Here is a 13,879-nt window from a genome sequence, read left to right on the forward strand (position 1 = left end):
ACGATGCCCGGCCAATCGGCCGGGCATTTTTCTTTCCGCCGCACCCAGGCGAGCGGCGCCACGCGCGCCGCCGAGGTTCCGCGCGGTCGGTGTGGGTGCGAAGCGGCCATTTGTCAGCGTCATTTGTCAGCGTCGCCACGACTACTGACAGCACGCTGTCAGCAGCCCCCGGTCACACTGCAATCCCGGCGCAATGCAAGGCTGGTTTCCATCAAGAACCCGAACAACACGGAGCTCGTCATGACGTCCGCAACTGCAACCGACACCGCAACCCTGGAACGCGCGATCGCGTGGTTCGACATCCCGTCCCTCGATTTCGACCGGGCGATCCGTTTCTACGAAACCGTGCTGCAGACGACGCTGCAGCGCGAAGTCATCGGCGGCGTGCCGATGGCCATGTTCGATCACGAAGCGTCGAGCACGGGCGGCAGCATCGTGTTCGATCCGCAGCAGATGAAGCCGAGTGCGAACGGCGTGCTCGTCTACCTGAACGCCGGCGAGTCGGTCGTCGCGGCACTCGAACGCGCGAAGCGCGCGGGCGGCGTCGTGCAGGGTTCGGTCGTCGAGTTGCCGAACAACTACGGCTACATCGGCTACCTGATCGACACCGAAGGCAACCGCGTCGGCCTGCACGCGCCGAAATGCCACTGAGCGCGTCCACGCTCCGGCGGGCGCGGCGCTATCATCGCGAAGTCCCCGTAGCCGTTGGAGTCGAGGTGCAGCCATGACGCGCCGTGCCGACCGCCTGTTCCAGATCGCCGAGCTGCTGCGCGGGCGACGTCTCACGACCGCGCAACAGCTCGCCGACTGGCTGTCGGTGTCGCCGCGCACGGTCTATCGCGACGTGCGCGACCTGCAGCTGTCGGGCGTGCCGATCGAAGGCGAAGCCGGCATCGGCTACCGGCTGAACCGCAACGCGAGCCTGCCGCCGCTCACGTTCACGGCCGAGGAGCTCGCGGCGCTCGCCGCCGGCGCGCGCATGCTCGAGACCTGGGGCGGCGCGCGCTTCGCGGGCGGCGCCCGTTCGGCGCTCGCGAAGATCGCGTCGGCGATGCCGGCCGACAAGCGCACCGCGCTCGATCGCCTGCCGGTGTTCGCGCCGTCGTTCCACATCGACGAGACGTTCTGCGCGAAGGTCGACGCGATCCACCAGGCGGTCGACACGCATCACGTCGTCAGCTTCGACTACCGCGACCGGCTCGGCGCGCACACGAAACGCCGCGTGTGGCCGCTCGGGCTCGTCTACTGGGGCGGACGCTGGACGATCGGCGCATGGTGCGAGCTGCGCGACGACTTCCGCACCTTCGACATCGCGCGGATGGGCGACATCTCCGTGCACGAGCAGTTTCCGGACATGGAAGGCCGGCGGATCGCCGACTACATGCGGATCGCGGAAGCGCCGATGCGCTGAGGCGGGTAGGCTCTGGCCGCTGCCCGCTGAATGACGCGCCGCGGTTCGGCTGTTCGGCTGTTCGGCTACCTGGTTGTCCGGCGGTCTGGCTGGCTGTCCGGCCGCCCGTCTGTCTGGTTGTCCGGCTGTCTGTCCGGCTGCCCGACTGTCAGGCCACCTCGCCGCCATTCGCACGCCGGGGCGTCCGCGCCCCGGTCGCACCCGTCACTCGCCGAACACCACCGACCGCTTCGGCCGCTCGTCGACGTGCAGCGAAAACACGTCCGGGCGCGCATAGTGCCCGACCACATCGAAGTCGTAACGCGCGCGCACGAGTTCATCGGTATCGATACGCGCGGTCACGAGTCCGGCCTCGCCGATCAGCGGCTCGGTCAGCAGGTCGCCGAGCGGCCCGACGATCACGCTGCCGCCGCGGATCAGCGGCCGCTCCGGATCCCAGCCCGGCACGTCGATGCCGAGCGCGCGCGGCGACGGCTGCACCTGGCAGGCGCTCACGACGAAGCAGCGTCCCTCGTGCGCGATGTGCCGCATCGAGCTTTGCCACAGGTCGCGCTCGTCGACGGTCGGCGCGCACCAGATCTGCAAGCCTTTCGCATACATCGCGCAGCGCAGCAGCGGCATGTGGTTCTCCCAGCAGATCACGGCGCCCGCGCGGCCCGCGGCCGTGTCGACCACCGGCAGCGTCGAGCCGTCGCCCTGCCCCCAGATCAGCCGTTCGGTGCCAGTCGGCATCAGCTTGCGGTGCTTCGCGACGAGCCCGTCGCGCGGATCGAAGAACAGCGCCGTGCAGTACAGCGTGCTGCCGCCGCGCTCGATCACGCCGACCACGAGGCTCGCGCCCGTGCGCTGCGACAGCGCGGCCAGTTCGTCGGTTTCGGGCCCCGGCACGTCGATCGCCTGCGCGGCGTAGCGCGCATACGCGTCGCGGCCCTCGGGCAGCCGGTAGCCGAGCCGCGTGCCGAAGATCTCGCCTTTCGGATAGCCGCCGAGCACGGCTTCGGGCAGCACGACGAGCGACGCGCCGCTGTCGCGGATCGCGGTTTCGTAGCCGAGGATCGTGTCGAGCGTGGCGCGCGTGCCGGCGGGCGATGCGCCGATCTGCAGCGCGGCGATGACTGAGGTGGACATGACGACGTCTCCGGTGAATGGGGTGACGCCATCTTTATCGATATCATTTCATCGATCAAATCGATACAACGATAACTGACATGAATACGGATGATATCGCCGGGCTCGACCTGAACCTGCTGAAGGTGTTCGAGGCGCTGTACGAGGAAGGCGGCGCGAGCCGCGCGGCGCTGCGGCTCGGCCTCACGCAGTCGGCCGTCAGCGCGGCGCTCGCGCGGCTGCGCGTGATCTACGCCGACCCGCTGTTCGTGCGCACCGGCCGCGGGCTCGCGCCGACGCCGCGCGCGGACGAGCTGAAGCCGATCCTGTCCGACGCGCTCGACCGCTGCCGCGCGAGCCTCGCGATCGCAGCCGACGGCGGCGAGCGGGTCGGCCGCACGATCTCGATCGGGCTGTCGGACGACTTCGAGATCGCGCTCGGCCGCGCGCTGATCGACGCGGTCGCGCGGGAAGCCGCGGGCATCCGGCTGATCTTCCGGCAGACCCACAGCGGCATCGCGGGCGACGCGCTGCTGCGGCACGGCGTCGATCTCGCGATCGCGTCGGGCGGGTTCTCGGCGAACGGGCTCAGCCGGCGCGCGGTCGCGACGGGCGGCTACGCATGCCTGATCGATCCGGCCGGCCGGGCGCGCGCGCCGCGCACGCTCGCGCTCGCCGATTTCCTGCGGCGCGATCACCTGCTCGTGTCGTCGGGCGGCGTGATCGGGATCGTCGACGAAGCGCTGGCCGCGCTCGGCCACAAGCGGCGCGTGGCGGCGTCGACCACGCATTTCGCGGCGCTGCCGTACCTGCTCGCCGGCTCCGACGCGGTGGCGACGATACCGGCGCACGCGGCCCGCGCGATCGCGCAGTCGACGTCGCTGCGTGCGCTCGCGTGCCCGGTCGAGCTGCCGCGCTACCCGGTGGAAATCGGCTGGCGCACGAGCACGCAGCGCGACCCGGCGATCGTGCGCGTGCGGGACACGATCGCCGCCTGCGTCGCGACGATCGTCGCGCCATAAAAGGGCGCGATACGGCGTGCACTGGTGAGGCGAGGGCGCAAGACCGGGGTCGGATTCGTCTAACGTAATGGCCGGCAGCGTCCGGGCGCAACCGGTAAAATGCCAATCCATGAAACCCGAAATCTGGACCCCGCATGTGACCGTCGCGGCGCTCATCGAGCGTGCCGGTCGCTTTCTCGTGATCGAGGAAGAAACCTCGACGGGCCTGCGCATCAACCAGCCGGCCGGCCATCTCGAGGCCGGCGAGACGCTCGCCGACGCCGTAATCCGCGAGACGCTCGAGGAAACCGCGCATCCGTTCGTCCCCGATGCGCTCGTCGGCGTCTATCTCGCGCACTACGACCGCCCCGGCAGCGCCGGCGCGACCTACCTGCGCTTCACGTTCTGCGGCACGGCCGGCGAGCCGCTGCCGGGCCACGTGCTCGACGACGGCATCGTCCGCACGCTGTGGATGAGCGCCGACGAGCTGCGCGCGTGCAGCGAGCGTCACCGCTCGCCCGCGGTGATGCGCTGCGTCGACGACTATCTGGCCGGGCGGCGCATTCCGCTCGATTTCGTGCACACGCATTCGGTCGCGCCGCGCCCGGAAGCATTCGACCGTCAGGCGGTAAACAAATGAGCAAGCGCCGTGTAGTAGTGGGCATGTCGGGCGGCGTCGATTCGTCGGTGACCGCGTGGCTGCTGAAGGAACAGGGATACGACGTGGTCGGCCTGTTCATGAAGAACTGGGAAGACGACGACGACGGCGAATACTGCTCGACGCGCCAGGACTGGATCGACGTGGTGTCGGTGGCCGACCTGATCGGCATCGACGTGGAAGCCGTGAACTTCGCGGCCGAATACAAGGACCGCGTGTTCGCCGAATTCCTGCGCGAATATTCGGCCGGCCGCACGCCGAACCCGGACGTGCTGTGCAACGCCGAGATCAAGTTCAAGGCGTTCCTCGACCACGCGATGTCGCTCGACGCGGAAATGATCGCGACCGGCCACTACGCGCGCGTGCGCGAGCGCGACGGCCGCTTCGAACTGCTGAAGGCATTCGATCATACGAAAGACCAGTCGTACTTCCTGCACCGGCTGAACCAGGCGCAACTGTCGAAGACGATGTTCCCGCTCGGCGAGATCCCGAAGACGAAGGTGCGCGAGATCGCCGCGCAGATCGGCCTGCCGAACGCGAAGAAGAAGGACTCGACCGGCATCTGCTTCATCGGCGAACGGCCGTTCCGCGACTTCCTGAACCGCTATCTTCCGACGAAACCCGGCCCGATGAAGACGCCGGACGGCAAGGTGGTCGGCGAGCACATCGGCCTCGCGTTCTACACGTTCGGCCAGCGCAAGGGCATCGGCCTCGGCGGCAGCAAGAGCGGCAGCGGCGAGCCGTGGTTCGTCGCGGCGAAGGACATCGCGTCGAACACGCTGTACGTCGTGCAGGGCCACGACCATCCGTGGCTGCTGTCGCGCGAGCTCGTCGCCGGCAACGTGAGCTGGGTCGCGGGCGAACCGCCGGCCGACGGCTTCGCGTGCGGCGCGAAGACGCGCTACCGGCAGGCCGATGCGGCATGCGCGTTCGGCGCCGCCGCCCCCGGCCCGGCCGGCGAAGCCCGCTTCTCGCTCGCCTTCGACGACGCGCAATGGGCGGTCACGCCCGGCCAGTCGGCCGTGCTGTACGACGGCGAGATCTGCCTCGGCGGCGGCATCATCGAGTTCGCGGCCACCGGCCAGCCCGGCCAGACGGCGCCGGCACCGGCGGCCGCCCGCGCGGGTGCGCTCGCCGAAGCACGCTGACATCCATTCGGTTTAGACTTGCGGCACGCCGCGCCCGGCGGAACACGATTCCGCCGCGGCCGGTGCGCCGCCGCGCAGCGTACGCATGGCGGCATTTCAAGATTCTTACGGAGTCCCCATGCTTTCCAGACGCTACCTCGCGATGTGGTGTGCCGTCCTGCTGCTCGTTGCCGCGGCCGCGCTCGCGTCGATCCACGTGCTTTCCTGGCTGTGGATCATCATCCCCGTCGCCCTCGTCGCCGTCGGCCTGTACGACCTGAACCAGGACCGCCACGCGATCCTGCGCAACTACCCGCTGTGGGGCCATTTCCGCTTCCTGTTCGAGTTCATCCGGCCTGAAATCCGCCAGTACTTCGTCGAGGACGACACCGACGAGAAACCGTTCTCGCGCGCGCAGCGCAGCCTCGTCTACCAGCGCGCGAAGAACGTCGCCGACAACCGTCCGTACGGCACCGAACTGAACGTGAAGTCCGTCGCGCACGAATGGATCAGCCACTCGCTCGCGCCGACGAAGCTGCCGAACCACGACTTCCGCATCCGGGTCGGCGCGAATCGCGCGCAGCCGTACGACATCTCGATCTTCAACATCTCGGCGATGAGCTTCGGCTCGTTGTCCGCGAACGCGATCCGCTCGCTGAACCTCGGCGCGAAGAAAGGCGGGTTCGCGCACGACACCGGCGAAGGCTCGCTGTCGAAGTACCATCGCGAAAACGGCGGCGACATCATCTGGGAAATCGCGTCCGGCTACTTCGGCTGCCGCAACGAGGACGGCACGTTCAACCCGGACAAGTTCGCGAAGCAGGCCGCCGATCCACAGGTCAAGATGATCGAGATCAAGCTGTCGCAAGGCGCGAAGCCGGGCCACGGCGGCGTGCTGCCGGCCGCGAAGATCACGCCCGAGATCGCCGAGACGCGCGGCGTGCCGATGGGCAAGGACTGCATCTCGCCCGCGACGCACTCGCAATTCTCGACGCCGCGCGGGCTGCTCGAATTCGTCGAACGGCTGCGCACGCTGTCGGGCGGCAAGCCGACCGGCTTCAAGCTGTGCATCGGCCATCCGTGGGAATTCTTCGGGATCGCGAAGGCGATGCTCGAGACGGGCATCGTGCCCGACTTCATCGTCGTCGACGGCGCGGAAGGCGGCACCGGCGCGGCGCCGCTCGAATTCACCGACCATGTCGGCGTGCCGCTGCAGGAAGGGCTGCTGCTGGTGCACAACACGCTCGTCGGGATCGGCGTGCGCGATCGCGTGAAAATCGGCGCGAGCGGCAAGATCATCAGCGCGTTCGACATCGCACGCACGCTCGCGATCGGCGCGGACTGGGTGAACTCGGCACGCGGCTTCATGTTCGCGGTCGGCTGCATCCAGGCGCAGCACTGCCACACCGACCGCTGCCCGACCGGCGTCGCCACGCAGGACCCGGTGCGCCAGCGCGCGCTCGTCGTGCCCGACAAGGCCGAGCGCGTGTTCAACTTCCACCGCAATACCCTGCACGCACTGCAGGAACTCGTGCAGGCGGCCGGCCTCGGCCATCCGTCCGAGCTGCGCGCGCATCACATCGTGCAGCGCGTCGCGCCGCACGAGGTGCGGCTGATGTCGCAGCTGCTGAAGTACCTGAAGCCCGGCGCGCTGCTCGACGGCCAGACCTGCGGCTATACGCTGTACGACAAGTGGTGGCCGATCGCGCGCAGCGATTCGTTCGTGCTCGGCGAAACCGTTTACACGTCGATCGAGTAACGCGCGAGCGCCCGCCGCCGGGCGGCTCGCCAAAAAGAAAAGCGCCCCGCGGGGCGCTTTTCTCTTGTCTGCCCGATCCGCCGGCGGCGGCCGGTCAGCCTTGCGGCAGCGTGTCAACGAACGTCTGCCGCTGCGACAGCTTCACGAAATGCTTGTCGAGGTTCGGATGGCGGTCGCGCCAGTTGAGTTCGGACATCCGGAAGTCGAGGTAGCCGAGCGCGCAGCCGAGTGCGATGTCGGCGAGCGTGTAATGATTACCGACGCACCACGTCTTGCCGCCGAGGCCCTGCGACATCGCGACGAGCGCGTCGTCGATCTTGCGCTGCTGGCGCGCGATCCAGCTCGCGCTGCGCTGCGCTTCGTCGCGCAGCGTGTGTTCGAGACGGATCGCCACGGCCGCGTCGAGCACGCCGTCGCCCAGCGCTTCCCAGCACCGCACTTCGAGCCGCTCGCGCCCCGACGGCGGAATCAGCTTGCCGACCGGCGACAGCGTGTCGACGTATTCGCAGATCACGCGGGAATCGAACACCGCGGCACCATCCTCCATCACGAGACACGGGACCTTGCCGAGCGGATTCGATGCATGAATGTCCGTCTCCGGCGCCCATACGTTCTCGAGCTCCAGCTTGTAGTCGATCTTCTTTTCAGCAAGCACGATCCGCGCCTTGCGGACGTACGGGCTGCTGAGCGAACCGATTAATTTCATCATCTGCCTTTTCAAGGGAACTGCCGAGAGTATACGTTGTCGCCGATCATAACCGGCCGGCGCGGCCCGATAGAAAATCGCCCGTCCGGCCTGTGGATGGTTTGCAACAGCCGCCGCCGAGCCCCGTCCGGCGCGGCTTGCGGCCGTGTCTCTCACGCGCCGCGTCCGGCGGCGCTACAATCGCACGATGAATGCGCCCCTCGATACCGCCATCGCCGTCGACGTCTACCGCCAGCGCCGTGAACGCGTGCTTGCCGCACTGCGCGCCGCGGGCGGCGGCGTCGCCATCGTTCCCACCGCGCCGGAAATGCTGCGCAACCGCGATACGGCCTTTCCGTACCGGCATGACAGCTACTTCCACTACCTGACGGGCTTCACCGAGCCGGACGCCGTGCTCGTGCTGAACGCGGCCGGGTCGCACGGCGCGCCGGAATCGATCCTGTTCTGCCGCGCGAAGAATGCCGACCGCGAGATCTGGGAAGGTTTCCATTACGGGCCCGAGGCCGCGCGCGATGCGTTCGGCTTCGACGCGGCCTACGCGGTCGACGTGATCGACACCGAAATGCCGCGCCTGCTCGCCGATGCGGGCACCGTGCACTACCGGTTCGGCGCGTCGGCCGAGTTCGACCGCCAGCTCGCCGGCTGGATCGATGCGGTGCGCGCGCAGGCGCGCAGCGGCGTCGCCGCACCGGACGCGCTGCTCGACCTCACGCCCCTGCTCGACGACATGCGGCTCGTGAAGGACGAACACGAACTCGCGATCATGATGCGTGCCGCACACATCTCCGCGCTCGCGCACCGTCGCGCGATGCAGGTGTGCCGCCCGGGGATCCGCGAGTACGAACTCGAGGCCGAGCTGCTGTACACGTTCCGCAAGCATGGCGCGCAGGCGCCCGCGTACGGCTCGATCGTCGCGGCCGGCGCGAACGCGTGCGTGCTGCACTACCCGGCCGGCAACGCGGCCGCGCGGGACGGCGACCTGATCCTGATCGATGCCGCGTGCGAACTCGACGGCTACGCGTCGGACATCACGCGCACGTTCCCGGCCAACGGGCGCTTCTCGCGCGCGCAACGCACGCTGTACGACATCGTGCTCGCCGCGCAGCAGGCCGCGATCGACGCGACGCGCGCGGGCGTGCCGTTCGAGGCGCCGCACGACGCGGCCGTGCGGGTGCTGGCGCAAGGGCTGCTCGATACGGGCATCATCCCGAAGACGCGCTTCTCGAGCGTCGACGACGTGCTCGCCGAGCGCGCGTACGCACGCTTCTACATGCACCGCACCGGCCACTGGATCGGCATGGACGTGCACGATTGCGGCGACTACCGCGAGCGGCTCGCCGCGCGCAACGCCAACGGCGCGCTGCCGTGGCGCACGCTGAAACCCGGCATGACGCTCACCGTCGAGCCGGGCCTGTACGTGCGCGCCGCCGACGACGTGCCGCCCGAATACTGGAACATCGGCATCCGCATCGAGGACGACGCGATCGTGCGCGAGCACGGTTGCGAGCTGATCACGCGCGACGTGCCGGTGGCGGCCGACGAGATCGAGGCGCTGATGCGTGCGGGCGCGGCGCACGGCGCTTGAGCGTGCCGCAGGTTGCCATCGCGCCGGTGCCGGGTCGCCGTTGGCCTGGTGTCGATCTGCTGTTGATCTGCTGTTGATCTGCCGTTGATCTGCCGTTGATCTGCCGTTGATCTGCCGTTGATCTGCCGTTGACCCGCAGTTGACCCGCAGTTGACCGTTACCCCGTTTCACGAACACAGATGACGACCGCTTCCTCCCCGGCCACGCCGGACCATGACCTCGCCATTGTCGGCGCGGGCCCCGTCGGGCTCGCGCTCGCCGGCTGGCTCGCCCGACGCAGCGCGACGCAGCACGCGTCGATCGCGCTGATCGACGCGCGCGAGCCGGCCGCGAGCGCGAACGACCCGCGCGCGATCGCCGTGTCGCACGGCAGCCGCGTGCTGCTCGACACGCTCGGATGGCCGGCCGACGCAACGCCGATCGAACACATCCACGTGTCGCAGCGCGGCCATTTCGGCCGCACGCTGATCGACCGCGACGAGCACGACCTCGCCGCGCTCGGCTACGTCGTGCGCTACGGCTCGATCGTGCAGGCGCTCACACAGGCCGTGCGCGGCACGTGCGTCGACTGGCTCACGTCGACCACCGCACGCACGCCGCAACAGGACGCCGACGGCGTCACGCTGACGCTCGACGGCCCGCAAGGCGAGCGCACGCTGCGCGCGCGCATCGTCATCAACGCCGAAGGCGGGCTGTTCCACGAACAGCAGGCCGATACCGGCAAGCAACGCCGCGACTATGGCCAGACCGCGATCGTCGGCACGGTCACCGTCTCGGCGCCGCGCCCGAACGTCGCCTGGGAGCGCTTCACGCACGAAGGTCCGCTCGCGCTGCTGCCGCTTGGCGGTGCCGATTATTCGCTCGTGTGGTGCTGCACGCCCGACGAGGCGGCCCGCCGCGCCGCCCTTCCCGACGACGCGTTCCTGCGCGAACTCGGCGCTGCATTCGGCGAGCGGATGGGCCGGTTCGTCGCGATCGCGGGGCGCGCATCGTTCCCGCTCGGATTGAACGCGGCGCAGACGCTCGTCAACGGGCGCATCGCGATCGTCGGCAACGCCGCGCAAACGCTGCATCCGGTCGCCGGCCAGGGGCTGAACCTCGGACTGCGCGATGCGCACACGCTCGTCGACGCGCTGTCCACGCAGGGCTTCGAAGCGACCGCGCTCGCCACCTTCAACGCACGGCGCGCGCTCGACCGGCGCTTCACGATCGGCGCGACGGACACGCTCGCGCGCCTGTTTACCGTCGACGCCGGCCCACTTCCGCTGCTGCGCGGCGCGGCGCTCACCGCGCTCGAATTCGTGCCGCCGCTCAAGAAGGCGATCGCACGCCAGATGATGTTCGGCCAGCGCAACTGACACGCCGCGCGTTGCGCGCCGTCAGGCCGCGCAAACCGGGTCAAATCGGCGGGGCATGGGAATACGGTAAAATAGCCGTTTTCCCTCTGCCCTTTTTTGCCCGCGACGCCCGGCGCTCGCGGGCGGTGCCATTGCGATGCCCGTTATCGGCTCTCACGTATTGCGTAACAACCTGTTCGTCGCCCCGATGGCCGGCGTGACGGATCGTCCGTTCCGCCAGCTGTGCAAGCGGCTGGGGGCCGGGTACGCCGTGTCCGAGATGGTCGCGTCCAATGCGCAGCTGTGGAAGAGCGCGAAGACGATGCGACGGGCGAACCACGAAGGCGAGGTCGAGCCGATCGCGGTGCAGATCGCCGGCGCCGATCCGGCGATGATGGCCGAAGCGGCCCGCTACAACGTCGACAACGGCGCGCAGATCATCGACATCAACATGGGTTGCCCGGCGAAGAAGGTCTGCAACGTCGCGGCCGGCTCCGCGCTGCTGCAGAACGAGCCGCTCGTGCAGCGGATCGTCGAGGCCGTCGTCGCGGCGGTCGGCACGGGGCCGGATGCGGTGCCCGTCACGCTGAAGATCCGCACCGGCTGGGATCGCGAGCACAAGAACGCGATCACGGTCGCGCGCCTCGCCGAGGCGGCCGGCATCTCGATGCTGACCGTGCACGGCCGCACGCGCGCCGACCTCTACCGCGGCGACGCGGAATACGACACCATCGCGGCCGTGAAGGCGGCCGTGCGCATCCCGGTCGTCGCGAACGGCGACATCACGTCGCCGGCAAAAGCGAAGGCCGTGCTCGACGCCACCGGCGCCGACGCACTGATGATCGGTCGCGCCGCGCAAGGCCGGCCGTGGCTGTTTCGTGAAATCGATCATTTCCTGCAAACCGGCGAGCTGCTGCCCCCGCCGCGGATCGACGAGATCCAGCACGTGATGAACGAACACCTGGAAGACCACTACGCGTTCTATGGTGAATTCACGGGCGTCCGTACTGCGCGCAAGCACATCGGCTGGTACACTCGCGGCCTTTCCGGTGCCAACGGGTTCCGGCACAGGATGAACACGCTCGATTCCACCCGCGAGCAACTCGCCGCCGTCAATGCATTCTTCGAGGCGCAAAAGGCGCTGTCGGACCACCTCGTCTACGTCGATGACGAAGAGGAAAACGGCCAGGGCGAGTCGGACGACCATAACCAGTTAGCAGCATGAGCAAGCACAACATCGAACAATGTGTCCGCGAGAGCCTGGACGTGTATTTCCGGGATCTAGACGGCTCCAATCCGCACGACGTCTATGAAATGGTGATGTCCTGCGTCGAAAAGCCGATGCTCGAGGTCGTGCTCGTACAGGCCGGCGGCAACCAGTCGCTCGCCGCGGAGTACCTCGGCATCAATCGCAATACGCTGCGCAAGAAGCTGCAGCAGCACGGCCTGCTGTAGGCAGCCGTCCCGTCCCCGTTTCCCTGGCTATTGGTGGTTCCATCATGATCAAGCAAGCGCTCATTTCCGTTTCCGACAAGACCGGCATCGTCGACTTCGCGAAGTCGCTGTCCGACCTCGGCGTCAAACTGCTGTCGACCGGCGGCACCGCGAAACTCCTCGCCGACGCGGGCCTGCCCGTGACCGAAGTCGCTGACTACACGGGCTTCCCGGAAATGCTCGATGGGCGCGTGAAGACGCTCCACCCGAAGGTGCACGGCGGCATCCTCGCCCGCCGCGACCTGCCCGAGCACATGCAGGCGCTGGAGCAGCACGGCATCCCGACGATCGACCTGCTGGTCGTGAACCTGTACCCGTTCGTCGCGACGATCGCGAAGGACGACTGCACGCTCGCCGACGCGATCGAAAACATCGACATCGGCGGCCCGACGATGCTGCGCTCCGCCGCGAAGAACCACCGCGACGTGACGGTCGTCGTCGACCCGGCCGACTACGCGGTCGTGCTCGACGAAATGAAGGCGAACGGCAACGCGATCGGCTACGCGACCAACTTCCGCCTCGCGACCAAGGTGTTCGCGCACACCGCGCAATACGACGGCGCGATCACGAACTACCTGACGAGCCTGACCAACGAGCTGCAGCACGCATCGCGCAGCGCATACCCGGCCACGCTGAATATGGCGTTCGACAAGGTGCAGGACCTGCGCTACGGCGAGAACCCGCACCAGAGCGCGGCGTTCTACCGCGACCTCGCGGCGCCGGCCGGCGCACTGGCGAACTACCGCCAGCTGCAGGGCAAGGAACTGTCGTACAACAACATCGCGGATTCGGACGCGGCGTGGGAATGCGTGAAGACGTTCGACGCGCCGGCCTGCGTGATCATCAAGCACGCGAACCCGTGCGGCGTCGCGGTCGGCAACGATTCGGCCGACGCGTACGCGAAGGCATTCCAGACCGACCCGACGTCGGCGTTCGGCGGCATCATCGCGTTTAACCGCGAAGTCGACGAGACGGCCGCGCAGGCGGTGGCCAAGCAGTTCGTCGAAGTGCTGATCGCGCCGTCGTTCACGGACGCCGCGAAGCAGGTGTTCGCCGCGAAGCAGAACGTGCGCCTGCTCGAAATCGCGCTGGGCGACGGCCATAACGCGTTCGACCTGAAGCGCGTGGGCGGCGGCCTGCTCGTGCAATCGCTCGATTCGAAGAACGTGCAGCCGAGCGAGCTGCGCGTCGTCACGAAGCGTCAACCGAGCGCGAAGGAAATGGACGACCTGCTGTTCGCATGGCGCGTCGCGAAGTACGTGAAGTCGAACGCGATCGTGTTCTGCGGCAACGGCATGACGCTCGGCGTCGGCGCAGGCCAGATGAGCCGCGTCGATTCGGCACGCATCGCGAGCATCAAGGCGCAGAACGCGGGCCTCACGCTGGCCGGTTCGGCCGTCGCGTCGGATGCGTTCTTCCCGTTCCGCGACGGTCTCGACGTCGTCGTGGCGGCAGGCGCGACCTGCGTGATCCAGCCGGGCGGCTCGATGCGCGACGACGAAGTGATCGCGGCGGCCGACGAGCACGGCATCGCGATGATCCTGACGGGCGTGCGCCACTTCCGTCACTGATCGCACGCGGCCCGCGCGGCCGCCGCACGAAAACCCGGCGGCATCATACCCGCCGGGTTTTTTATTGCGCGGCGCCGGCGCACGCAGCCGCACCGCCGGCCCCGCGCACCATTCGTTGTAGTA

Annotated in this window: 13 protein-coding genes; 11 read left to right on the forward strand and 2 right to left on the reverse strand. The window is 68.4% G+C overall.

Features of this window, described 5'->3' with window-relative positions:
* Positions 1–240: 240 nt before the first annotated feature.
* Together U4Z31_RS20885 and U4Z31_RS20890 are read left to right on the forward strand one after the other, a co-directional pair.
* The gene (locus U4Z31_RS20885; RefSeq protein WP_044848270.1) at positions 241–651 is read left to right on the forward strand and encodes a VOC family protein; all 411 of its coding nucleotides are present in this window, start codon (positions 241–243) and stop codon (positions 649–651) included.
* Positions 652–724: 73 nt separating this feature from the next.
* Positions 725–1,411: a helix-turn-helix transcriptional regulator gene (locus U4Z31_RS20890; RefSeq protein WP_044848271.1), complete on the forward strand. Its 687-nt coding sequence runs from the start codon at positions 725–727 to the stop codon at positions 1,409–1,411.
* A gap of 204 nt (positions 1,412–1,615) precedes the next feature.
* Here the strand turns inward: U4Z31_RS20890 and U4Z31_RS20895 are convergent, their stop codons facing one another.
* Positions 1,616–2,539: a carbon-nitrogen hydrolase family protein gene (locus U4Z31_RS20895; protein WP_124893658.1), complete on the reverse strand. Its 924-nt coding sequence runs from the start codon at positions 2,537–2,539 to the stop codon at positions 1,616–1,618.
* An 80-nt stretch (positions 2,540–2,619) separates the two neighbouring features.
* On the opposite strand from U4Z31_RS20895, the gene U4Z31_RS20900 reads away from it, so the two are divergent.
* From U4Z31_RS20900 to U4Z31_RS20915, 4 genes are all read left to right on the forward strand, one after another.
* Positions 2,620–3,540: a LysR family transcriptional regulator gene (locus U4Z31_RS20900; RefSeq protein WP_124520272.1), complete on the forward strand. Its 921-nt coding sequence runs from the start codon at positions 2,620–2,622 to the stop codon at positions 3,538–3,540.
* A 109-nt stretch (positions 3,541–3,649) separates the two neighbouring features.
* The gene (locus U4Z31_RS20905) at positions 3,650–4,159 is read left to right on the forward strand and encodes an NUDIX hydrolase (RefSeq protein ID WP_044848274.1); all 510 of its coding nucleotides are present in this window, start codon (positions 3,650–3,652) and stop codon (positions 4,157–4,159) included.
* Positions 4,156–5,325: a tRNA 2-thiouridine(34) synthase MnmA gene (mnmA, locus tag U4Z31_RS20910; protein WP_124487986.1), complete on the forward strand. Its 1,170-nt coding sequence runs from the start codon at positions 4,156–4,158 to the stop codon at positions 5,323–5,325. The genes U4Z31_RS20905 and mnmA overlap by 4 nt, the downstream gene beginning before the upstream one ends.
* A gap of 118 nt (positions 5,326–5,443) precedes the next feature.
* A complete protein-coding gene (locus tag U4Z31_RS20915) occupies positions 5,444–7,063 on the forward strand; it encodes an FMN-binding glutamate synthase family protein (RefSeq protein WP_044848276.1) in 1,620 nt (539 codons plus the stop codon).
* Between the two features lie 94 nt (positions 7,064–7,157).
* Here the strand turns inward: U4Z31_RS20915 and U4Z31_RS20920 are convergent, their stop codons facing one another.
* Positions 7,158–7,769 (reverse strand): glutathione S-transferase family protein, encoded by a 612-nt coding sequence (locus tag U4Z31_RS20920; RefSeq protein WP_044848297.1) that lies wholly within the window; start codon positions 7,767–7,769, stop codon positions 7,158–7,160.
* A 187-nt stretch (positions 7,770–7,956) separates the two neighbouring features.
* Between U4Z31_RS20920 and U4Z31_RS20925 the strand changes: the two genes are divergently transcribed.
* The 5 genes from U4Z31_RS20925 (at position 7,957) to purH (ending at position 13,756) form a co-directional block, all read left to right on the forward strand.
* The gene (locus U4Z31_RS20925) at positions 7,957–9,354 is read left to right on the forward strand and encodes an aminopeptidase P N-terminal domain-containing protein (RefSeq protein ID WP_321811287.1); all 1,398 of its coding nucleotides are present in this window, start codon (positions 7,957–7,959) and stop codon (positions 9,352–9,354) included.
* A 179-nt stretch (positions 9,355–9,533) separates the two neighbouring features.
* Entirely contained in the window at positions 9,534–10,712 is a 1,179-nt protein-coding gene (locus tag U4Z31_RS20930) for a UbiH/UbiF/VisC/COQ6 family ubiquinone biosynthesis hydroxylase (protein WP_321811288.1), read from the forward strand.
* A gap of 136 nt (positions 10,713–10,848) precedes the next feature.
* On the forward strand, positions 10,849–11,916 hold the full coding sequence (gene dusB, locus U4Z31_RS20935; RefSeq protein ID WP_006751898.1) for a tRNA dihydrouridine synthase DusB: 1,068 nt from the start codon (positions 10,849–10,851) through the stop codon (positions 11,914–11,916).
* A complete protein-coding gene (locus tag U4Z31_RS20940; protein ID WP_006476892.1) occupies positions 11,913–12,146 on the forward strand; it encodes a Fis family transcriptional regulator in 234 nt (77 codons plus the stop codon). Before dusB ends, U4Z31_RS20940 begins: the two co-directional genes overlap by 4 nt.
* Positions 12,147–12,190: 44 nt before the next feature.
* Positions 12,191–13,756 carry a bifunctional phosphoribosylaminoimidazolecarboxamide formyltransferase/IMP cyclohydrolase gene (gene purH, locus U4Z31_RS20945; RefSeq protein ID WP_321811289.1) on the forward strand — a complete coding sequence of 522 codons (1,566 nt, stop codon included), beginning with the start codon at positions 12,191–12,193 and terminating at the stop codon, positions 13,754–13,756.
* Positions 13,757–13,879: the final 123 nt, after the last annotated feature.

Origin of the sequence: Burkholderia sp. BCC1985 (assembly GCF_905339915.1) — a bacterium.
GTDB lineage: Bacteria > Pseudomonadota > Gammaproteobacteria > Burkholderiales > Burkholderiaceae > Burkholderia.

What these genes read in the sequence shown, in the direction of transcription:
- U4Z31_RS20885 (WP_044848270.1), top strand. Translation starts at nt 241, where the DNA reads ATGACGTCCGCAACTGCAACCGACACCGCAACCCTGGAACGCGCGATC.
- U4Z31_RS20890 (WP_044848271.1), top strand. Translation starts at nt 725, where the DNA reads ATGACGCGCCGTGCCGACCGCCTGTTCCAGATCGCCGAGCTGCTGCGC.
- U4Z31_RS20895 (WP_124893658.1), bottom strand. Translation starts at nt 2,539, where the DNA reads ATGTCCACCTCAGTCATCGCCGCGCTGCAGATCGGCGCATCGCCCGCC.
- U4Z31_RS20900 (WP_124520272.1), top strand. Translation starts at nt 2,620, where the DNA reads ATGAATACGGATGATATCGCCGGGCTCGACCTGAACCTGCTGAAGGTG.
- U4Z31_RS20905 (WP_044848274.1), top strand. Translation starts at nt 3,650, where the DNA reads ATGAAACCCGAAATCTGGACCCCGCATGTGACCGTCGCGGCGCTCATC.
- mnmA (WP_124487986.1), top strand. Translation starts at nt 4,156, where the DNA reads ATGAGCAAGCGCCGTGTAGTAGTGGGCATGTCGGGCGGCGTCGATTCG.
- U4Z31_RS20915 (WP_044848276.1), top strand. Translation starts at nt 5,444, where the DNA reads ATGCTTTCCAGACGCTACCTCGCGATGTGGTGTGCCGTCCTGCTGCTC.
- U4Z31_RS20920 (WP_044848297.1), bottom strand. Translation starts at nt 7,769, where the DNA reads ATGAAATTAATCGGTTCGCTCAGCAGCCCGTACGTCCGCAAGGCGCGG.
- U4Z31_RS20925 (WP_321811287.1), top strand. Translation starts at nt 7,957, where the DNA reads ATGAATGCGCCCCTCGATACCGCCATCGCCGTCGACGTCTACCGCCAG.
- U4Z31_RS20930 (WP_321811288.1), top strand. Translation starts at nt 9,534, where the DNA reads ATGACGACCGCTTCCTCCCCGGCCACGCCGGACCATGACCTCGCCATT.
- dusB (WP_006751898.1), top strand. Translation starts at nt 10,849, where the DNA reads ATGCCCGTTATCGGCTCTCACGTATTGCGTAACAACCTGTTCGTCGCC.
- U4Z31_RS20940 (WP_006476892.1), top strand. Translation starts at nt 11,913, where the DNA reads ATGAGCAAGCACAACATCGAACAATGTGTCCGCGAGAGCCTGGACGTG.
- purH (WP_321811289.1), top strand. Translation starts at nt 12,191, where the DNA reads ATGATCAAGCAAGCGCTCATTTCCGTTTCCGACAAGACCGGCATCGTC.